The 21,871-nt window shown below is 59.1% G+C and carries 16 protein-coding genes; 10 read left to right on the forward strand and 6 right to left on the reverse strand.

Going from position 1 to position 21,871, the window contains the following annotated elements; all coding sequences use genetic code 11:
- Window positions 1–4: 4 nt before the first annotated feature.
- The gene (locus tag GM154_RS01605; protein ID WP_125887201.1) at window positions 5–916 is read left to right on the forward strand and encodes a cation diffusion facilitator family transporter; all 912 of its coding nucleotides are present in this window, start codon (window positions 5–7) and stop codon (window positions 914–916) included.
- A gap of 48 nt (window positions 917–964) precedes the next feature.
- Here the strand turns inward: GM154_RS01605 and GM154_RS01610 are convergent, their stop codons facing one another.
- Entirely contained in the window at window positions 965–2,068 is a 1,104-nt protein-coding gene (locus GM154_RS01610) for a DUF6515 family protein (RefSeq protein ID WP_219650736.1), read from the reverse strand.
- A gap of 448 nt (window positions 2,069–2,516) precedes the next feature.
- Here GM154_RS01610 and GM154_RS01615 point away from each other — a divergent pair, with 448 nt between their 5' ends.
- The 5 genes from GM154_RS01615 to GM154_RS01635 all read left to right on the forward strand — a co-directional run bounded on the left by GM154_RS01615 (window position 2,517) and on the right by GM154_RS01635 (window position 7,758).
- Complete coding sequence (locus GM154_RS01615; RefSeq protein ID WP_010797133.1) at window positions 2,517–2,996, forward strand: Lrp/AsnC family transcriptional regulator; 480 nt, start codon at window positions 2,517–2,519, stop codon at window positions 2,994–2,996.
- 257 nt (window positions 2,997–3,253) lie between these two features.
- Window positions 3,254–3,709: a (2Fe-2S)-binding protein gene (locus tag GM154_RS01620; RefSeq protein ID WP_219650942.1), complete on the forward strand. Its 456-nt coding sequence runs from the start codon at window positions 3,254–3,256 to the stop codon at window positions 3,707–3,709.
- Window positions 3,710–3,723: 14 nt separating this feature from the next.
- Complete coding sequence (locus GM154_RS01625) at window positions 3,724–5,925, forward strand: xanthine dehydrogenase family protein molybdopterin-binding subunit (protein ID WP_074822969.1); 2,202 nt, start codon at window positions 3,724–3,726, stop codon at window positions 5,923–5,925.
- 9 nt (window positions 5,926–5,934) lie between these two features.
- Window positions 5,935–7,197, forward strand: coding sequence for a c-type cytochrome (locus GM154_RS01630; protein WP_374940293.1), 1,263 nt, complete (start codon window positions 5,935–5,937; stop codon window positions 7,195–7,197).
- Between the two features lie 168 nt (window positions 7,198–7,365).
- Window positions 7,366–7,758 (forward strand): globin, encoded by a 393-nt coding sequence (locus GM154_RS01635; protein ID WP_125887203.1) that lies wholly within the window; start codon window positions 7,366–7,368, stop codon window positions 7,756–7,758.
- 26 nt (window positions 7,759–7,784) lie between these two features.
- On the opposite strand, the gene GM154_RS01640 is transcribed toward GM154_RS01635, so the two are convergent.
- Window positions 7,785–8,396: a pseudouridine synthase gene (locus GM154_RS01640; protein ID WP_219650737.1), complete on the reverse strand. Its 612-nt coding sequence runs from the start codon at window positions 8,394–8,396 to the stop codon at window positions 7,785–7,787.
- Window positions 8,397–8,516: 120 nt separating this feature from the next.
- Between GM154_RS01640 and GM154_RS01645 the strand changes: the two genes are divergently transcribed.
- The 4 genes from GM154_RS01645 (at window position 8,517) to nhaD (ending at window position 14,223) form a co-directional block, all read left to right on the forward strand.
- Window positions 8,517–9,566, forward strand: a complete 1,050-nt coding sequence (locus tag GM154_RS01645; protein ID WP_125887205.1) for an MBL fold metallo-hydrolase — start codon at window positions 8,517–8,519, stop codon at window positions 9,564–9,566.
- A 140-nt stretch (window positions 9,567–9,706) separates the two neighbouring features.
- Window positions 9,707–10,801: a glycerol dehydrogenase gene (locus tag GM154_RS01650; protein WP_219650738.1), complete on the forward strand. Its 1,095-nt coding sequence runs from the start codon at window positions 9,707–9,709 to the stop codon at window positions 10,799–10,801.
- Window positions 10,802–10,829: 28 nt separating this feature from the next.
- Complete coding sequence (locus tag GM154_RS01655; protein WP_374940294.1) at window positions 10,830–12,719, forward strand: ABC transporter ATP-binding protein; 1,890 nt, start codon at window positions 10,830–10,832, stop codon at window positions 12,717–12,719.
- 136 nt (window positions 12,720–12,855) lie between these two features.
- On the forward strand, window positions 12,856–14,223 hold the full coding sequence (nhaD, locus tag GM154_RS01660; RefSeq protein ID WP_197872193.1) for a sodium:proton antiporter NhaD: 1,368 nt from the start codon (window positions 12,856–12,858) through the stop codon (window positions 14,221–14,223).
- A gap of 41 nt (window positions 14,224–14,264) precedes the next feature.
- On the opposite strand, the gene amn is transcribed toward nhaD, so the two are convergent.
- The 4 genes from amn to GM154_RS01680 form a co-directional block, all read right to left on the reverse strand.
- Window positions 14,265–15,740 (reverse strand): AMP nucleosidase, encoded by a 1,476-nt coding sequence (gene amn / locus GM154_RS01665; protein WP_010797123.1) that lies wholly within the window; start codon window positions 15,738–15,740, stop codon window positions 14,265–14,267.
- A gap of 86 nt (window positions 15,741–15,826) precedes the next feature.
- Window positions 15,827–17,605, reverse strand: coding sequence for an ABC transporter ATP-binding protein (locus tag GM154_RS01670; RefSeq protein WP_219650740.1), 1,779 nt, complete (start codon window positions 17,603–17,605; stop codon window positions 15,827–15,829).
- Window positions 17,598–19,331, reverse strand: a complete 1,734-nt coding sequence (locus GM154_RS01675) for an ABC transporter ATP-binding protein (protein ID WP_219650743.1) — start codon at window positions 19,329–19,331, stop codon at window positions 17,598–17,600. The genes GM154_RS01670 and GM154_RS01675 overlap by 8 nt, the downstream gene beginning before the upstream one ends.
- Before the next feature lie 43 nt (window positions 19,332–19,374).
- On the reverse strand, window positions 19,375–21,774 hold the full coding sequence (locus tag GM154_RS01680) for a hybrid sensor histidine kinase/response regulator (RefSeq protein ID WP_219650945.1): 2,400 nt from the start codon (window positions 21,772–21,774) through the stop codon (window positions 19,375–19,377).
- Window positions 21,775–21,871: the final 97 nt, after the last annotated feature.

Consider the following 21,871-nt stretch of genomic DNA (forward strand, 5'->3'; position numbering starts at 1 on the left):
CCTGATGAAGAGCCGTACCGAACACGCCAGGCTGTTGCGCCTGGCCACCACCGCCTCACTCGCGGTGGCTGGCCTGCTCATTACCGTGAAGGCCATCGCCTGGTGGTTCAGCGGGTCGGTCAGTCTGCTGGCCGGGCTGACCGACTCCGTACTCGATGGCGCGGCCTCCCTGTTCAACCTGCTGGCGGTGCGCTATTCCTTAAAGCCTGCCGATGACGACCACCGTTATGGTCATGGCAAGGCGGAGTCGTTGGCGGGTATTACCCAGGCCCTGTTCATTGGCGCCAGTGGAATCCTGATCGGCATGCAGGCCATCGGACGTCTGAAAGAACCTGAACCCCTGGGAACGCCTCTGCTGGGCATTGCAGTCATGATCGTTTCATTGATTGTGACTGCGGGCCTGCTGATGCTACAGCGGCACGTCATTCAGATTACAGGGTCCGCAGTGATTCGCGCCGATTCCCTGCATTACCGCTCTGATCTTCTGCTCAACACCAGCATCCTGATTGCCCTGATTGCTGCCAGCTACGGCTGGGATCAGCTGGATGCCATCTTTGGCCTGGGTATTGCGCTGTATATCCTTTGGAGTGCCATTGGAATCGCACGCGACTCGCTAAGTGTGCTGATGGATCAGGAATTGCCCTATGAAGTCAGCGAGCACATGTTGACGCTGGCGTGCAGCGTGCCCCAAGTCTTGGGGGCTCATGATTTGCGCACGCGTATTTCGGGAAGCCACTGGTTCGTCCAACTGCATCTGGAGCTACCGGGAGAAATGACCCTGTCCGAAGCCCATCGCCTGTGCGACGAGGCCGAAGCGGCGATCATGGCGGAGTATCCGCAGGCCGAAGTGCTGGTACATGCCGACCCGCTGGATGCACCCGATGTCCCTCATCGGCATCCGCTGCCTCCGAGCTGAGGGCTCAAGGGCGTCTGACTTCATCAGATTACAGTCAGACGGCCCTCCTCAATAAGTCACGTTATACCCCCTGCCACTCAGACAGGCGCCCAGCGAACGTCGATAACGATCCGCCACATCAGCCGGTGGCGCAGTGGTTGCTCGGGATGGATCAAAACCTGACTCGCTGACCGCCCAACGCTGGCAGTCATAACGATCCTGCTCCATCTGGGCCTGTGTCTGACCATAGGCAGGGCTTATGGCGACATCAAAGGCATTGCTGCTAATGGCATAGCCACCGTTTTGCACAGGCGGCTCTACAACAATGTAGCGATTGTATTCCGGTTGCGGCTGGTAATAGGTACCAGCGGCAAAGTAGTAGGTCAGCCCGCCGATCACCAACGTCTGCGCATAGTTGGGCAAATTACTGACATACACGCCGCGCGGCGGGGTCACGATGACATAGCTCGACCCTTGTGGGCGGTACCAGTACCCGTCGGAATAGTAATACTCATAGCGTTGATGCCAGATACGGGTGTACCGAGGCGGCGGGCGCCGCAGCACATAGCCGGGACGCCAATCAGGATTTGGTCCCCAGCCACGACGATCGAAGTCGTTGTGCCTGTGCGGGCGATTCCAGTTGCCGTACGGCCCATAGTCAGGATGATCAATGACACGGGGCTGATTTTCCCAGCCTCGATTCAGATCATTCGGCCCGGATTGCTCCCAGCGCGCACGCTCATCGCCACGCCGAACGGCATCGGGTCGATTCCAGCCGTCTTCCCGTGAGTGGTTCGCCTGCCCTGTGACCTCTCGCGGAGGCGCGGTAATAAACCGTACACCGTTTTCATCGACCCGCTCGACAGGCCGCCGGGGAAAATCATAGCGTTGATGGGGAAGATCCTGGCCACTGCCGGTCTGCCAGCGCGAGCCATCCTGCCCGATAGGGCGACCCGCCCCCGGACGAGGCCCGGCATTAGGATCCATTCCCCGAGAGGGCGAGTAGTCCGGGTGATCTCCAACGCGACCCTGCCCCGCCTGAGGCTGAGGCGCAACGCCGCCGGACGGATTGCCCAACTGTGTCTGTCCGGTCTCGAAAGGCCCCGCCAGCACGTGGCCTGCGCTCAATGCGACTATCAGACCGATACCTGTCAAACGCCCGCGGCGCTTCATGACCCTATCTCCTGCTTACCGCCAGTCGCTCCGAAAATGGCGAGGCGGCGGTCGAATCCTCAATCTAAGCCAGGAGTATGCGCGAGGCGAGCATTGACGGATAGGCGGAGCACAGGCGTACACTTTTATCAGGCGCACAAAAAAGGAGGCTTTCGCCCCCTTCCGGAATTCTGTCCTCTGAGTCGCTTTTGGCGACTGCTGCGATCACACAGCCTTTTGGGCGGTGAGTGGCCCGGGAGCGGCACGACCTGATAGGTCGGCGGCATTATCGGCTTGCCCTCCTGGAGCTCACCGTTGGACTGTTCGTCCGGGCCATCGAAGTAATGAGTTCAGCTTAGCCCTGTTGCACCGACCAAAGTTTGCGTTTTTTGCTATATCCTCTACCGTTTAAGCAACAGAACACTAAAAAAACCTTTTAAACGCAATTTTCCAAAGGATTGGTTTCAAAATGGACAAACTAGACCGCTACGACTTACGTATTCTTGCCGAACTCCAGCGTGATGCACGCATCTCGAACCAGGAACTGGCAGAGCGCATCGGCCTGTCTCCTTCGCCCTGCTCACGACGGGTCAAGCAGCTGGAAGATGATGGTTACATTAATCGTCAGGTTGCCCTGCTCGACCGCAAGAAACTGGGCCTTAGCCTGACAGTTTTCGTACTGATCGGCATGGACCGGCATACCCCTGAACGCTTCGAGCATTTCCAGTCGATCATTCGGCAGTGCCCTGAGGTGCTGGAATGCAGCCTGGTGACCGGCATGGATGCGGACTATCAGCTCAAGGTGGTCGTTCCGGATATGGACCACTACCAGAAACTGCTGCTGGGCACCCTGACCCGTATAGAAGGCGTTTCGAGCGTGCGCTCAAGCTTCGTTCTCAACCAGGTCATCTCCAGTACCGAGCTGCCGCTTGAGCACCTGCGTGGCTGAGTATCGTCGCGATTTACATGGACCTGTCTGAGGCCGCGGATTTGCACGAATTCGATGCCGACGCTGGTGTTTCTTGCCAGAAGATGGATAAATCAGATTTATTTATCTAAATTTTTCCAAGGACACGGAATGAAGCACCGTTCATTCTGTCCTGAATAAACCAACGATCGACTCGCAGCCCTTCCCGTCGGCATGACCTTGCCTGACGGCGTTCCGGCATGACGAGTCGACTGTCCTACCGTGCTCATGAGGTTGCAATGCTTACGCTCAACATCAACGGGGCCGACCATCAGGTCGACGTCCCCGACGACATGCCCCTGCTTTGGGTTCTACGCGACGTGCTGGGAATGACCGGCACCAAGTACGGTTGCGGGATCGCACAGTGTGGCGCTTGCACGGTTCATCTGGACGATACGGCTGTTCGCGCCTGTGTCCTGCCTGTGAGCAACATTGCACAAGGCCAGAAGATCGTGACCATCGAAGCCGTGGGCGAGTCCGACCTGGGCAAGAAAGTGCAGGATGCCTGGCTTGAGCATGAAGTCGTGCAGTGCGGCTATTGCCAGTCCGGCCAGATCATGTCGGCCGTGGCGCTGCTGTCCCAGCACCCAAACGCAGGCGATGCTGAAATCGATGCGGGCATGTCCGGCAATATCTGCCGCTGCTGTACCTATACCCGTATCCGCGGCGCGATCAAAAGCGTTTCCCAGGCTTGAGCGGAGCACACTCCATGACCAAGAATGTATCGGCGCAGGCCATAAGCCTGTCGCGCCGCAAGCTGCTTCAGGCCAGTGGTATCGCCGCAGGTGGTTTGCTGTTGGCAACCGCACTGCCTTTTTCCCGCCGCAGCTATGCCGAACAGTATGTCAACAAAGGGCCAGAAGACGCACCGCTGGACACCCCTACGGCCTTGGGAGCGTTTCTTCGGATAGGCCACGATGGGCAGATCACGCTGATTTCGCCCAAGATCGAAATGGGCCAGGGTGTACAGACCGGTTTTGCCATGATGGTAGCCGAAGAGTTGAACGTTACTCTGGATCAGGTCAGGGTGCAGGAAGCACCGCCAGACGAAAAACTGTATGGGGACAAGCTTTTGGGCTTTCAGGCCACCGGCGGTTCCTCATCGACTCGCAGCAACTGGCAACCCCTGCGGGAAGCCGCTGCGGCGGCACGCGTAATGCTGATCCAGGCCGCGGCTAACCAATGGAAGGTGTCGCCGGATGAATGCCGCGCCGAAAATGGCAAGATCATCGGCCCTGGCAATCGCGAACTGGCCTACGGCGCGCTGGTGGATGCAGCTGCCAAACTGCCCGTTCCGGAAAACGTCCCGCTCAAAAAGCCGGAAGACTACAAGGTCATCGGCCAGCCGCTGCGTCGCCTTGATACGCCTGGCAAAGTAGACGGCTCAGCCAAGTTCACCATCGACCTGCACGTGCCAGGCATGAAGATCGCTACTGTCAGCGCCTGTCCGGTCGTAGGTGGCACGCTTGCCTCAGTGGACGACCGTCACGCTCGTGCGGTCCCCGGTGTCAGGGATGTGGTCAAGCTGGATAATGCCGTTGCCGTGATCGGCGACCACATGTGGGCAGCCCTTAAAGGCTTGAAAGCGCTGGAGATCCAATGGGATCTAGGCCCAAACGCCGGTATCGACTCCGCCCAGATCGAACGCGCCCTGCATGCAGCCTTTGATCGCGAAGGCGCCATTGCCGCCGAGGTTGGCGACATCAACAAGGCCATTGCCGGTGCGTCCAGCAAGATCGAGGCGGAATACGAGATGCCCTTCCTGGCTCACGCCACGCTGGAGCCCATGACCTGTGTGGCCCAGGTCCGCGAAGATGCCTGTGAACTATGGGTCGGCACCCAAGTGCCGGTTATGGCCCAACAGGCGGCTGCCAAGGCAACCGGCCTGCCGCCGGAAAAGATCATCGTCAACAACCAGCTCATCGGTGGAGGCTTTGGCCGTCGCCTGGAGGCGGACTTCATCGGTCAGGCCGCAGCCATAGCCAAGCAGGTCGACTACCCCATCAAGCTGGTCTGGACGCGTGAAGAAGACACCGCCCATGACCTGTACCGTCCTCATTATATCGACCGCTTCAGCGCAGGCCTGGATGCCAACGGCATGCCGGTGGGCTGGTCGCATACCATTGTCGGGGCCTCGGTCATGGCGCGGTTTGCGCCAGCCGCCGTACCACCCAATGGGCTGGATGCCGACGCAGTAGAGGTTTCCAACAAACCCGTCTACTCGCTTCCAAACCTCAGAGTCCGTTACGTCCCTGAAGCGCCCAAGGCCATTCTCAATTCCTGGTGGCGTGGGGTAGGCCCGCTGCATGGCGCCTATGTGATGGAAAGCTTTATCGATGAGCTGGCCTACGCAGCCAAGCAGGACCCGGTCGATTACCGGATGAAGCTGCTCGGCGAGCATCCCCGTGCGCAGGCGGTACTCAAGCTTGCCGCCGAAAAAGCCAACTGGAGCCAGAAACTGCCAGCGGGCCATGGTCGGGGAATTGCCGTACAGGAAGTCTTTGGCAGCTACCTCGCTACCGTAGTGGAAATGCAGGTCGATGCGCAGAACGGCATCCACATCACCCGCCTGATCTGTATTGCAGATTGCGGCGAGGTAACCAATCCGACCTCTGTTCACTCTCAGCTGGAGGGCGGCACACTGTTTGGCCTGTCTGCTGCGCTCTATAACGAGATTACCGTCAAGGATGGACATGTGGAACAGAGCAACTTCCACGACTACCGGCAGTTGCGCATGAGCGATGCCCCACCGGTCGAGACGCACATCATTCCAAGCCATGAAATACCTGGCGGGATTGGAGAGGCCGGTACCGCCATGATTGCACCGGCTCTGGTCAATGCTCTGTATGCGGCAACCGGCAAGCGCATTCGCCGTCTGCCGGTAGTTCGCGCCGGTTACCACGTGGCTTAAGGAGCTCCTATGAATCGTTTCACTTCTATCTGGGGCACCATGACGCGTACGGTGTTGAGCGGCGTGGCGCCTGTAGCGTTGGCCCTCACAATGCTGTCTGCCCAGGCTGCTGACGAGGCCACGGTCCAGCGCGGCGAATACCTGGCCCGTGCAGCTGACTGCGTGGCCTGTCACCTTGACGAGAACGGCGGTAAACCGTTCGCTGGCGGTCGTGGTTTCAAGCTGCCGTTCGGTATGCTGTATTCCCCCAACATCACGCCGGACAAGGAAACCGGGATCGGCACCTGGAGCGATGACGACTTTGTCAGCGCCATGCAGGAAGGCGTCGGCAAGGACGGCAAGCACTACTATCCAGCCTTTCCCTATACGTCTTACACGCTGATGTCGCGGGAAGATATTCTGGCGATCAAGGCGTATCTGTTCAGCCTGGAGCCCATCAGGCAGCCGAACAAGGGAAATGACATCAGCTTCCCCTTCAACCAACGCTGGGGAATGATGTTCTGGAACATGATGTTCAACCCGAACGAGCGCTTCGAGCCGGACCCGAGCCAGTCGGCTGAGTGGAACCGCGGCGCGTATCTGGTGGAAGGTGCGGGGCACTGTGGCGAATGTCATACCCCCCGTAATATCTTTCAGGCGCGTGACAGCTCGCGAAACCTGGGTGGCGCGGTGATTCAGGGCTGGAAGGCCTACAACATTAGCGGTGACCAGAAGACCGGCATCGGTGCCTGGCCGGACGAGACCCTGGCCTCTTACCTGTCTACAGGTCATGCCGAAGGGTATGGCGTTGCGGCTGGCCCCATGGCCGAAGCCGTCAATCACAGCCTGCGCTTCCTGACGCCTGAGGATATCCGCGCCATGGTGGTGTACTTGAAGTCGGTCCCCAGTCAGCCGTATGGATTGATGCGACCGGAGCCCAAGGCACTGTCATCTGACGCACCGGCCAAAGGAAACAACCCGCTGGGCCAGAAGGTGTTTGCCGACGCCTGCGTCAGCTGTCACCTGTGGAGTGGTTCGGGCCGGCAGAGCACCTTTGCCGCGCTTAGTGGCCTGCGCACGGTGAACGATCCAGAGGCAACCAATCTGGTGCAGGTCCTGCTGGGAGGAGACAAGCTGGAGAATCCCCACGGCGATCACTTCATGCCGGGCTTTGCCCGCGGGTATTCCAACCAGGAGCTGGCGGCGGTCACCAATTTTGTCTTGGAGCATTTCGGCCATGCCCAGGGCGAGATGACGGCTGACGAGATCGAGAAGCGTCGTCACCCCGAATAAGCCATTCACCTGCCGGCCGTGCCTCATACAGGGGCACGGCCAATAACCCTCCATATCAAAAGGCCTTTAAGACTATTGTCTTAACCTGATAGGCTTGCCGCCCGTTTACACTTCGCTCCCCATCCGCTGTACCCACAAACGTGGACGAAACACTCGCAAGGACTTGCCATGAAACCCGCCGACCAGGTGATGCAGAGCTACGGCCGCTGCTGCGCCAGCGCTGACTTTTTCGATGACTTCTATACCCGCTTTCTTGCCAGCTCGCCGCTGATCCGCGAGAAGTTCGTCAATACCAACATGCAGGCCCAAAAGCAGCTCTTGCGACAGGGCATCATGAACCTGGTCATGGTGGCGCGCGGAATGCCGGATACCAAGTTGCGCGCACTGGGCGAAACCCATTGCCGCCATCAGATGGATATTCGCCCGGAACTCTACGGCATCTGGGTCGATACCTTGCTCGCCACCATTTCAAGCCACGACCCGCAATGCACGGACGAGACGCTCAAAGCCTGGCGGGACGTGTTGAACGAAGGCATCGCGGTTATTACGTCACATTACTGATCGCTACAGCTGATCCGCTGGCGCGGTTACAGCCGCGCCGGCACCTCGCGCCATTCACCCGGCGCCATACCCTCCAACGCCCAAGGGCCAATGCGTACTCGCACCAGACGCAATGTAGGCAGGCCGACGGCTGCCGTCATGCGACGTACCTGCCGGTTGCGGCCTTCACGAATCACCAGCTCCAGCCAGGCCGTTGGAACACTCTTGCGAAAGCGTACGGGAGGGTTTCTCTCCCATAGTTCCGGCTCCTCCAACAGGCGCACCTCTGCGGGAAGCGTCGGTCCGTCATTCAGCTCGACGCCTGTTCGCAGCGTTTGTATCTGTTCTTCTGTAGGGGCGCCTTCCACCTGAACCCAATAAGTCTTGGGCAGTTTGTGCCTAGGGTCGGCAATGCGCGACTGCAAGCGCCCATCATTGGTCAGGAGGAGCAGCCCTTCGCTGTCGCGGTCCAGCCGTCCTGCCGGATAAATGCCTGGAATCGGAACGAAGTCCTTGAGCGTAGCCCGCCCGTCCCCATCGGAAAACTGGGTCAGCACATCGAATGGCTTGTTCAACAAGATCAGCCGCGGCTCGGCCGGCGGGGCCTTGGCAACACGACGAGGACGCGGGGTTTGAGGGGAGCGGTAGGAACGAGGCATGATGAAGACTGGCACTTGAGGCACGGGCACGTTAAAAACGCGGTGCAACGATAAAAGATACCCGCGAGTGTACCGAAAAACCGGCACTCGATTTTCACTTACCGGCAACGTGAGTCCTTCATGAGAATCTTTCGCTCCCTCTGGCTGGTCAACCTTCTCGCTCTTGCAGGCTGTGGCGGCCCGGAATACAAAGGCCCGCCCTCGGATCACTTCGACGGGCAGCAGTTTTACAACCAGGAGCCCTTTACCAAAAAGAGTTTCTGGACTCTGATCAAATGGCAGCTGACCCGCGAGCGTCCCGAGTGGGTTTGGCAGGCGCTTCCGCCGCGCCAGGAGGAGCTGCCCGAGCGCGTGACAGGCGATGACCTGCGCGTCACCTATATCAACCATGCCACCCTGCTCATTCAGTATCATGGCTTGAATATTCTGACCGACCCGGTCTGGTCCGAGCGGGTTAGCCCGTTCAGCTTCATAGGTCCCAAGCGCTACCATGACCCAGGCGTAGCATTGGAAAAGCTTCCACCTCTTGACCTGATCTTCGTCAGCCACAGCCATTACGATCATATGGACTTGGCGACGCTTCGCCGTCTCGCCGAGATCAACCCGCTCACGCCCGTCGTCACGCTGCTGGGAAACGCCGAGTTGATCCGCAAGGAGACCGGTTTTGGCAATGTCACCGAAATGGACTGGTGGCAGAGTCAGCCACTGAACCAGCAGGTAACCTTGCATATCGTGCCTTCACAGCACTGGTCGGCCCGCACCCGCTTCGATACCAACCGTACCTTATGGGGCGGCTTTGTACTTGAGTCCGCCAGCGGTCCTGTCTACTTCCCCGGCGATACCGCATGGGGCGGGCACTTCCAACGGATTCACGACCGTTTCGGTCCCATGCGCTTCTCGGCGTTGTCCATCGGGGCCTATGAGCCACGCTGGTTCATGGTGTCGAGCCACATGAATCCACAGGAGGCAGTAGCCGCACACAAGATTCTTCACTCCAGCACCAGCATGGGCATTCACTTCGGTACCTTCCCGCTCAGTGACGAAGCCCAGTTTGCGCCTCCCCAGGACCTTGCCAAGGAGCGCGAAGCCCAAGGACTGCCGGAAGAGGCCTTCCGCGCACCGCTGCCTGGCGAGAGCTGGGCAGTGCCCGTCATCACGGCTGGACACTGATAGTCCAGGGCGCGGCGGTAACTCCTCCGCGCCTTTCATCCAGCGATAGACGCTGATGCCAACAGCGTTGATTCAGGACAATAGCGCGCCCTCCCAAACGCTCCATAGTCAGGCTAATCCACTTCAGAGGAACCTGCCCCATGCTCACGACGGCAATTTTCCCTTCCCGCTATGTTCAAGGTAACGGAGCCTTTAACCACCTGGGTGAGGAGCTTGCACGCTTCGGTAAACGTACCCTGGCCCTTCTTGACCCCTTTGCCGACGACCATCTGGGGGCAGCGCTCGACAAGGCCTGTCAGCATCAGCTCGAATGCCAGCGTATCCGCTTCAACGGCGAGTGCAGCGACGAGGAAGTCGCACGGCTGGCTGGAGTGGCGCGTCAGCACCTGCCTGACTCTATCGTCGGGATCGGTGGTGGCAAATCACTCGACACCGCCAAGGCGCTGGCCCACGAACTGAACATACCTGTGGCCGTTGTGCCTACCCTGGCCTCTACCGATGCTCCATGCAGTGCGCTTTCAGTAATCTATACCGCAGAAGGTGCTTTCAAGCGCTACCTGTTTCTGCCGCGAAACCCGGATCTTGTACTGGTAGACACCGGTATCATTGCCCAGGCCCCTGCGCGCTTTCTGGTATCAGGAATGGGCGACGCCATGGCGACCTGGTTCGAGGCAGAAGACTGCCGTATCCGCGGCGCTGGCAACATGACAGGAAGACCCGGCCCTTTCACCGCCTATGCCCTGGCACGCCTGTGCTATGACACGCTTCTGGAATATGGCCCACTCGCACTGCATGCCTGTCAGCAACAGGTCGTCACGCCAGCCCTGGAGCATATCGTCGAAGCCAATACCCTTCTTTCCGGACTAGGCTTCGAAAGCGGCGGCCTGGCAGCTGCTCACGCGATTCACAATGGCTTCACCGCCCTGCCCCAGACCCACAGCTACTGGCACGGCGAGAAGGTTGCGTTTGGCGTATTGACCATGTTGATCCTGAGTGGCCGCAAGCCTGCCATCATTGATGAAGCCTTCACGTTCAGTCAGCGAATCGGCTTGCCGCTTACTCTGGCAGATATCGGTCTGGCCAATGCGTCTGATGCAGACCTGCTCAAGGCTGCGGAACTGGCCTGCGCGGAAGGGGAAACCATTCACAACGAGCCCTTCAGGGTCGATCCGCTTTCGGTAGTTGCCGCCATGAAGACAGCCGACGCCGAGGGGCGTTTTCGCAAGCAGGCCTGATGATTAACTGGCAGACGCCATAACGATCATGGCAGCATTCCTGACGGATTTCCCCGCCAGGAATGCACTCCAATACCCCATGACAGCCATACCCCCTGCGCCGCGCCAGCCTTGGCGACACCGGGCGCTCAGCCTTTTTCAATACAGCTCACGGGCATTGGGCCTCGTGTGGTCGACCTCTCCTGCCCTGACCCTGGGACTTGCCCTGGCTACCGTGGTAGCAGGTGTGTTGCCAGCGCTGGCCGCCTGGCTCGGCAAGCAGATCGTGGATTCGGTCGTGGCGGCCATGCAGTTGCATCAGACACAGGGGAACGTTGTGCTGTCGCCCGTGCTCTGGCTGTTGGTCATGGAAGCCGGCGTGGTCGCCTTGATCGCAGCGGCGCAGCGGGGCCTCTCCGTCCAGCAGTCTTTGCTGCGCGTCCTGCTGGGGCAAAAGGTCAACCTGATGATCCTGGAAAAGGCCCAGCAACTGTCACTGGTCCAATTTGAAGACTCGGAATTCTACGACAAGCTCACCCGCGCCCGCCGCGAGGCCTCGATCCGGCCGCTGTCCCTGGTCAACAAGCTGTTCAGCCTGATGCAGAACGGCCTTTCGTTGATCAGCTTTGCCATCCTGCTGATTCATTTTTCACCCTGGGCGCTGCTTATCCTGGTGGTCGGGGCATTGCCTGTCTTTTTTGCCGAAGCCAAGTTTTCGGGTGATGCCTTTCGCCTGTTTCGGCGGCGCTCCCCTGAGGCCCGCATGCAAGGTTATCTTGAAGCGGTCCTGGCGCGGGAAGATCATATCAAGGAGGTCAAACTCTTTGGCCTTGCGCCACGTCTACTCCAGCGCTACCGCGATATCTTCACTCAACTCTATGCCGAAGACCGCGCCCTGACGATCCGCCGGGATACCTGGGGCTTTCTGCTCGGTCTGCTCGGAACACTGGCATTTTATGCCGCATATGTCTGGATCGTGGTGGACACTGTACAAGGGCGCATCAGCCTGGGTGAAATGACCATGTATCTGCTGCTGTTCCGACAGGGCCAGGCGGCAGTGAGCAGCAGCCTGACCGCCATCAGCGGCATGTATGAAGACAACCTCTATCTTTCCAACCTGTATGAATATCTCGAACAGCCTGTGGCCGCTGAGCATGGCAGCTTGAAACAAGGCCAGACCCCAGGCGATGGCATCCGCTTCGAGCAGGTCAGCTTTCATTACCCAGGCGCCTCCCGGGCCGCCCTCGAGGGGATTACGCTGCACCTGCGGCATGGTGAAAGCCTGGCGCTGGTGGGCGAGAACGGCTCAGGCAAGACCACACTGATCAAACTGCTCACCCGGCTCTACACACCTAGCGAGGGCCGTATCCTGCTGGACGGCAGCGACCTTCAGGAGTGGAACACAGAAGCTTTGCGGCAACGTATCGGTGTGATTTTTCAGGACTTCATTCGCTATCAGTTCAGCGCTGGCGAAAACCTGGGCGTGGGCGATGTTGAGGCCTTTGACGACGAGCAGCGCTGGCAGGAAGCAGCCGAACGTGGACGCTCCAGCGACTTCATCGAGCGGCTCGACCAAGGCTATCAGACACAACTGGGTCGCTGGTTTAAAGGCGGGCAGGAACTGTCAGGCGGACAATGGCAAAAAATCGCACTGTCACGCTCTTACATGCGTACCCAGGCCGACATTCTCGTACTCGACGAACCTACGGCTGCCATGGATGCTGCCGCCGAGGCAGAGGTTTTCGAGCAGTTTCGTCAGCATGCCCAAGGCAAGATGACGATCCTGATCTCTCACCGATTCTCTACGGTTCGCTCGGCTGATCAGATTGTGGTCTTGGAGCATGGCCGTATCATCGAACAGGGACGCCACGACGCGCTGGTCGCCCAGGATGGCCGGTACGCTCATCTATTCCAGCTGCAGGCCCAGGGGTATCGATAGGCCGTTTGACGACCCGAGAAGCAATCCTTTTTGTGCCTTTTTCTTCATTTTTTGAAACATATAAGGCATCCTCGGCGCCCTCCCTGTAATGATTGGAAAAGGTTTCGACCTGACTCCCTGCCCTGGAAAGCCGCTCATGTATGTCTTCATGGCCTTAACCTTCGTGCTCGGATACCTCTGTATCGCCTGCGAGCACACCCTGAAAATCGATAAAGCCGCCTCGGCGCTGCTAACAGCCGTTGTCAGTTGGACGCTGCTGGTGCTGGGCGCAGATCAAATCCTGCCGCATCTGCAGCCCGGCAGCGACAACACTCATTTCGTGGTCGAGGAGCTGCGCCACCACCTGGGCGAGGTCTCGGAGATCCTGTTTTTCCTGATGGGCGCCATGACCATCGTCGAACTGATCGATGCCCACGAAGGCTTCACGGTCATTACCGACCGTATTCGTACCAACAAGCGCGTCAGCCTGCTATGGCTGGTAGGCCTGATCACGTTCTTCCTGTCTGCCGCGCTAGACAACCTGACGACTACCATCGTCATGGTTTCCCTGCTGCGCAAACTCATTGCCGATGCCAAGGAGCGCTGGTTCTACGCCGGGATTGTGGTCATTGCCGCGAATGCGGGTGGCGCCTGGTCACCTATTGGCGATGTAACGACTACCATGCTGTGGATTGGAAACCAGATCTCGGCCAGCGGTATCGTCATGAGTCTGTTCCTGCCCAGCCTGGTCTGCCTGCTTGTTCCCCTGGTGCTGCTCAGCTTCAGGCTCAAGGGCGAAGCCGAGCGACCGGCAATGGATGAGCATGAGAATAATGCGAATCCAACCACTCCGTTCGAGCGCAACCTTGTCTTTGCTCTGGGCATTGGCGCCCTGCTCTTTGTGCCGATCTTCAAGACCGTGACACACCTGCCGCCCTACATGGGTGTTCTGCTGGGCCTTGGCGTACTGTGGGTCGTGACTGAAATCATTCATCGCGGCAAGAACGATGAAGACAAGCACCCGCTGTCCGTGATTGGCGTACTGCGCCGGATCGATATGCCAAGCGTATTGTTTTTCCTGGGCATTCTGCTGGCAGTCTCCAGCCTGGCGACGGCAGGCCATCTTGTGCAGGTCGCCACTTGGCTGAAAGACGGCTTAGGCGATGTCTATGCCATCAATATCGCGATCGGTCTCCTGTCATCGGTGGTCGATAATGTACCGCTCGTAGCAGGCGCCATGAAAATGTATCCGCTGGTCTCCCCTGAAGCGCTGACGGCGGCCAGCTCAGCTGACGCCGGCTGGCTCACCCATTTCCTGGCCGATGGGCGATTCTGGGAAATGCTGGCCTATTGCGCCGGTACAGGCGGCAGCTGTCTGATCATCGGTTCGGCAGCTGGCGTAGCAGCAATGGGCATGGAGAAGATCGACTTCATGTGGTACCTGAAACGCATCAGCCTGCTGGCGCTATTGGGTTACCTAGGCGGTGCCGCCACTTACATCGGCCTGGCCAGTCTAGGCGTATAAGAAAAAGGCCAGCTTTACGCTGGCCTTTTTGTTTTCAGGTATCAACGGAAAGGCGGTTCGTCAAAGCTGCGCAGCTTGCGCGAGTGCAGCGAGTCCAGTTGCGCCCGGAGCAGGTCCAATGCCGCAATACCGATTGCCAGGTGCTGACTGACGGCTCGCTCGTAGAATGCATTGGCCGAGCCCGGCAGCTTGATCTCGCTGTGCAGGGGTTTGTCTGACACACAGAGCAAAGTGCCGTACGGGACGCGCAGTCGATACCCTTGAGCCGCAATAGTGCCGCTCTCCATATCCACCGCAATGGCGCGGGCCAGATTGATGACAGGCCGCTCCTGCGCCCATCTCAGCTCCCAGTTACGGTCGTCATAGGTCAGCACTGTGCCGGTTCGCAGCCGGCGCTTGAGCGCCTCGCCACGGTCGCCCGTCACCTGAGCTGCCGCTTCGGCCAGGGCCACCTGCACTTCGGCCAGGGCCGGGATTGGTATGTGAGGCGGCAATACACGGTCCAGAATGCCGTCACGACGCATATAGGCATGCGCGAGTACGTAATCGCCGATGTTCTGTGACTGCCGCAGTCCGCCACAATGGCCGATCATCAGCCAGCAGTGCGGACGTAAGACGGCCAGATGATCCGTAATGTTCTTGGCATTGGATGGCCCCACCCCGATGTTCACGAGGGTAACGCCATGACCATCCGCGGCGATCAGGTGATAGGCCGGCATCTGAAAGCGATGCCAGGCGATACCGCCAATGATGGACTGGGCCTCGCCATCATCCAGGCCGCGCTCGATGGTGACATTACCCGGCAGTACCATACGCACGAACCGAGGATCGTCCCGCAGCTGCTGTAGGCCATGACGAATGAATTGATCGACATAGCGGTGGTAATTGGTCAGGAGAATCCAGGGCTGCACATGGCGCCAGTCACTGCCGGTATAGTGCACGATACGACGCAGGGAAAAGTCCGTCCGGGCGGCATCGAACAGCGATAGGGGAAGAATGGTCTCCTGAGCCCAGTCATACAGGCCATCGGCGATATCGTCGTGGGCGGCGGACAGGTCGGTACTGGGAAAGACGCGCGCCAGCTCGGCGGCCGTCACGCCCGACCCGGCCAGTTCATCCCCCTGCTCCACCACATAGGGATAGGGGATATCCTGCTCGCTCGGCCCCACCTCGACCAGAATGTCGTATTCCGCCATGAGCGGTTCGAGCTGCTCAAGCAGGTATTTGCGAAAGGCAGCCGGGTGCGTAACGGTGGCCCGGTAAGTACCCGGAAGCTGCACCTTGGCATAGGCCCGCGTGGTAGTCGGCACCGCCTGGGAGGAGCGGTAGCACAGACGGATCTCGGGATACCGGAACAGCTGTCGCTCGGCCTCGGTCGGCTCGATACGATCCTTGAGGTAGCGCTTGAGCGCACTGCTCAAGGCTTGGGTTGCCTGCTGATGCAGCGCAGCCAGCCGATCCACCGCCTCGCTAGCCGAATGGGCTGCAACAAAACCATCTTCGAACGTCTGAGGCATGCACGATTTCCTTACTCAAGAATGAACGAGGCAATCTGGCTCCTGCGTCGACTCATCAGCAGGCCAGACAGCCCCTTTGCCAGCATTTAGTCAGAGAGTAGCTGAGTTGGATCACGGTTATCTGACAATTGCTCAGAATCCCGGCGCTGATTCCACAGGTGATGATAATGCCCTTCTGGATTGGACAGCAGCTGTGTGTGATTTCCTTCCTCCACCAGCCGGCCCTGCCGAAGCACAATGATGCGATCAGCATCACGGATCGTCGACAGCCGGTGCGCCACTACAATCATCGTCACCTTACCGCGCAAGTCATGCAGCGCTTCCTGCAAGAGCGTTTCGGTTTCACTGTCGATACTGGCCGTCGCCTCATCCAGCAGCAACACCTTGGGCTGGCGCAGCAGGGCTCGCGCCAGCGCCAGCAATTGCCGCTCACCCGTGGAAAGCGTAAAGCCACGCTCACCCAGACGGGTTTCCAGCCCCTCGGGCAACCGTGCAATTAGAGGAGACAGGTGAGCATCATCAAGGGCCTCCTGAAGACGCCACGGCTCTGCCTCACTGCCCAGCAGCAGGTTATCGCGCAGGGTGCTGGAACGGATGAATGGCTCCTGCGGTACGGTAGCAATGGCGGCCCCCAATGCCTCAGGTGTCAGTTTTGATAGCTCACGGCCATCCAGTAGGAGTTGGCCACCCGTTACCGGCTGCAAGCCGGCCAGAAGGTCAAGCAGGGTCGACTTCCCGCTGCCGGTCGGCCCGACGATCGCCAGGAACGTGCCGGGGGCAATCTCCAGATTGATATCGCTCAACGTGTCGTGATCTGCACCTTCATGCCGGAAGCGAACCTGTTTGAGCTCAAAGCAGGCCTTGTCCACCGGCCGGCTATCAGTACCCTGTAGTGCCTGGGCCTGATCGAGCAGATTAAGCAGTCGCGTACCGGCAACGCTCGCCTGCTGATAGAGGTTGAACCGCTGAGTGATTTCCATCAGTGGCTCGGTCACTCGCCCCAGGTAAGTCACAAAGGCGTACATCACCCCGATCTCGGCTCCTCCACCCAAGTGATTCAGACCATAGGTCAGGAGCAATACCGCCAGCACAATCACGCTCACCAGATCGAGCGCCGAACGCAAGAGCAGGCCCGAGAAACGTACCGTACTGATTCGTGCCTCGTACTGTTGCTGGTTGAGATCATGGAAGTGCTTGCGGAACGGCGCGGTCTGGTTGAAGGCCTGGATAATAGCCATTCCGCCAATCGCCTCATTGAGACGCGCGCTCTGCTCGGAGCGCAGCGCCCTCACCCGCATGGCAGCCGGCCCGCTCAAGCGTTGATACAGCCAGACGATAAAGGCGGCCGCCGGGATAAGCAGCATGGCGATCATCATGAGATGGACATTCATCAGCGCCATGGCCACCAGAATGCCGATCAGCAGCACAATATTGCCAACAATGGTGCCCAAAAACGCGACATAGAGTTCACGCAGGGCATCTGTGTCATTGGTTACCCGCGCAACCAGCTCCCCGGTTGCCGTACGGTCATGAAAGCTCTGCGGCAAGTGCAGAACATGGCGGAACAACCGCCGACGCAACAGCAGTACCGTATCCATGGCGATGCCGGCAAACCGCAGGCTTTGCAGGTAACGCCCGAGTGCGGCGAGCGCCTGGGTTACTACATAGATCAGGAACAGCACGATCAGGGGCTCAGCCCGCAGATCGCCAGGCACCAGGTAGGTATCCAGATAATGCTTGGTCAACCAGGGGCCCATCACGTCCATGACAGTTGCCCCAATCAGGATAGCCACAGCCGCCATCAGCCGGCGCGGATTGGCCAGCACCGGCCCCAGCAGCAATTTGATAACACGATGCTTAGGCATGTTCGCCTCCTGCCTGTTGCAGCTGCCAGAGTCGGGCGTAGACACCACCCTGCGCCAGCAACTGTTCATGCGAGCCTCGCTCGGCGATACGGCCCTCCTCCAACACAATCAGCTGATCAGCCTCCCGTACGGCGGACAGACGATGGCTCACAATGATGCGCGTCCGATTGCCCAGGCGATCCAGCGTCTCGAGCAGACGTGTTTCGGTCGCGGTATCAACGGCCGACAGCGTGTCATCCAGCAGCAGGATAGGCGCATCGGATAACAGTGCACGCGCCAGGGCTACCCGCTGTCGCTGACCTCCAGACAATGTTACACCGCGCTCACCCACCGGCGTTTCAAGCCCTTCGGGGAGCTGCTTGAGGTCTGTGGCAAAGGCCGCGTCGGTCAGAGCGCCCCGGATCTGCTCGGGTGTAGCCTCAGGTCGTCCGAGCGCAACGTTTTCAGCCAGACTGCGGGCAAACAGGAAAGGATCCTGAGGAACGTATGCAAACTGAGCCCGTAACGCTTCCAGTGAGTACGCCTCAAGAGGATGATCGCCCAGGCGAATCTCGCCGTCCGTCAAAGGGTACTGACGGAGCAGCAGCCGCAGCAAGGTACTCTTCCCGCTGCCTGTGGCGCCCACAATGCCCAGCGTACTTCCTGCCGGAAGCTCGAAGTGAATATCCTGCAACGCAGGCGTCTGGCCTTGAGGATAGACAAAGGAAGGAATATTCACGCTCAACGTCGATCCGGGCTCGGGCGTCAGTGTTCCCTCGTCTCGGATGCTTTCTACGGAAGCAAAAAATTCCCGCAGGCGACGCCCTCCCGCCTCTCCGCGCTGGAGGATATTGAGGCACCAGCCAATGGCAAACATTGGCCAGATCAGTTGTACAAGGTAAAGGCTAAAGCTGGTCAGCTGTCCTAGCGTAATGGCGCCCTGCATGTAGCGTCCGGTGCCCACGATCAATGTCAGCAGTGTGGCGCAGCTTAGCGCTACGAAGATAATGGGCTCGTACTTGGCTTCGGTTCGCTGAACAGCGTAATCAGCCTTAGCCGCCGCACGGGCGCGCTCGTCAAAATCATCCAGCTCCGCTTCGATCAGCGCGTTCTGTCGCAGCATACGCAGCCCGCTCAAAGCCTCCTGAGTGCGATCATTGAGGTCTGAGAAGCGCTGCAAGGTCTGCCCGAAGCGTTGCTGAACCCGCTTCGCCACGTGGTAGAACCCCCAGGCCATGAACGGAAACGGCAGCAGGGCCATGAGCGCCAACGGCGCATCGATACCGACCAGCATGACTGCCAGTACAAGCACCAGGGTCATGGCCCCATCAAAACTGGACAACACGCCCTCACCGGCAGCCATCTCTACTGCATCGATATCCTGGGTAGCCCGTGCCAGTAGATCGCCCGTACGACTCGCCTGAAAAAAGCCGGGATCCAGTCGGGTAAGCTTGGCGTAAAACGCATCGCGCAGCTCCACGCCTACCTTGTACGCAGTTCCGAACAACCGTACCCGCCAGTGATAACGAAGCACATAGAGCCCAAGACCAACCACCGCCAGCAGGGCGACACGCCCTAGCAGCTCCGTTTGCCCAAGCTCACCGGCTCGTAGTGCATCAATGGTTTTGCCTACCCACCAGGGCAGCGTCAGATTCAAGAGGCCTACGCCCAACAGGCAGGTGATTGCCCCGCAATAGGCCAGTCGATGGCGAAAGAGAAAATCGCGCAGTAACGTCCAAAGCGCCATGTAAAGAAATACCTGAACATAAGTAGCTGCCCAGTATAGCCCTCTATGACGTCTGAACCGGAGCCTGACAGAGCAGCCAATCCTGTAGAAGAGTTTGCAGTTCACCCAGCCTGACCGGCTTGGCCAGGTAATCGCTCATCCCGGCCGCCAGGCAACGTTCCCGATCACCGTGGTGTGGATGGGATGACAACGCCAGCACCGGCAACTCCTCGCAATCGGGCAATGCCCGAATGGCCCGACAGATGGCAAACCCATCCATGATCGGCATCTGGCAATCGAGCAGGACGGCATCCACCGTTACCTGATCCAGGAGTTCAAGTGCCTGAGAGCCTGAATCGGCAGTCCGCACCTGATAGCCCAGCCGGAGCAGCATGCCACGCAGGATCATCTCGTCATGAGCATTGCTCTCCACAATCAGAACCATGCAATTAGCGGGCTGCCGTGTCGTCAGCACACAGGCGCGGCGCGCAGGTGCCGGCAGCGCCACACGCCCCGGTAGCGGCAAGGTAATAGCCATGCGGAAGCGACTTCCAGTCCCCACCTGCGAGGAATGGCTGAGCGTTCCCCCCAGGAGATGGATCAGCTTGCGACACAGGGCCAGGCCAATTCCCAATCCGCCATAGCGGCGCGTCAGGGAACCATCGAGCTGATGGAAGCGCTGATAGAGCTGCTCGCTCTGCTCCGGTGTAAACCCGATACCCGTATCGACCACCTCAATCAGCAGCGGCTGGCGATAAGCATCTGCCTGCGCATCCGGATGCGCCTGTACGCGCACCGTTACCGATCCTTCATGCGTGAACTTAATGGCGTTTTCGATCAGATGCCCCAAGGCTCTGGCCAGCTTTGGTGCGTCACCTTCCAGGGTATCGGGCAATGCCGGGTCGATCTCCACCTGGAACGCCAGACGCTTGGCCTCGGCACTCGGGGTATAGCGCGTACGCAAACTGTCAAAGAGTCCATGCAGACTGAACGGCACCCGTCGAGCCACCTGCTTGCCGGCACGCAGTTCGGTGAGGGTCAGGATGTCATCCACCATGCGCATCATTGCTCGCGCGGACTCGCTGGCGGACTGGTGGTACTGCTCCAGCTCCACCGTCATGGGCTGCGTCTGGATCAGTTCCAGCGAGCCGATGACTCCATTCATAGGCGTTCGCAACTCATGGGTCACGGTAGCCAGAAACTCATCCTTCAAGCGATTACTGTTGGCCAGCTCTTCGTTCAACCGCTCCAGTGCACGGCGAGACTCTTCGAGAATCCGCGCCCGTTCCTCGCGCATGGCATTGATCCGGTCAGCCAGAGCCAACGAAAGCAAGGCTACCTCAAGCGCCGAGCCAATCTGGCTCGCATAGACCGTGAGGAAGTTATAAGGCAACAGACCGGCTACCATCAGAATATTGGCCAGCCCGCCAAGCAGGAAAATCGACCATGCGATGATGAAGTAACGCGCGGTACGCATACCGTCGAACCAGGCCCGGATACCGGCCGTGAACACAACAAAGATAAAGATCAGTGCCAGGAGCGTGGCCAACCGCATCGCCGTCGCGTAGTCACAGCTCAGTGACGTCAGGACGCACAGGTAGGCCAGCAGGATCAGGCCCTTCATGCAGAGGTCGATTCGACGACTGTACTGGCGGGTCTGCAGGAAATGTCGGGTGAACTGGCTACCAAAGATACCTGCCATGCCGACAAAGAATGGCGTTGCGATGTTGGCCCAGCGAGGACTGTCCGGCCACAGGTACTCGGAGCCGGTCCCGTTGATTGACAGCAGATAGCAGCCGAACGAGCCGACATAAAAGATGTGATACAGATAACTGGGATCGCGAACGCTGAGGAAAATGAGCAGGTTGTAGAGCATCATCACCAGCAGAACACCGTAGATGATACCTAGCAGATAAACACGTGCCGGCTCGGCCTCGATAAACGCCCTGGTGGTCCAGAGCACCAGCGGGGCCTGAACGGACCCCTGACTTTCAACCCGCAGATACAGCCGCTTGGTCTCTCCCGGTGCAAACGACAGCGGATACAGATAGCTGCTGTGCCGAATCAGACGACTGCTGAACGGCAGAGTATCCCCCATGCGCTGGGCCAATCGGTACACACCTTGCGCATCGGGTGCGTAAATATCATAGCGGTCGAGTGGTGGGTAGGAGAGTTCGAGCAGCCAGCTCTTGGGCCCAATGCCGGTCTTGGGTCGATACGCAAGGTCCAGGCGAATCCAGTAGGCCGAGCGTGAATAGCCGGCCCCAAAAACATCTTCGCCATGCCGGATAAAGCTGCCACTTAATGCCGGTGATGTGATGTCTTCGATAGTCGATGTGCCACGAACATCCTCGAATACCTCAAGTGACTGTCCGAGGGACAATCGTTCGATCGACTCATCGAACTCAACGGCCTGTACCCACCAGGGCCATGCGAGCAGAATGAAAAAGAACCAGTTGCGCATATAAAAGGCTTCGCCAGAAAAGCCCGCAGGCAGCATCATGCACAAACTGCCCTCTCGTGCGACGCATCCCTTCAAGCATTGAGTTAGGTGCGGCACT

This window comes from Pseudomonas sp. MAG002Y, from assembly GCF_019400845.1.
Lineage (GTDB): Bacteria > Pseudomonadota > Gammaproteobacteria > Pseudomonadales > Pseudomonadaceae > Chryseomonas > Chryseomonas luteola.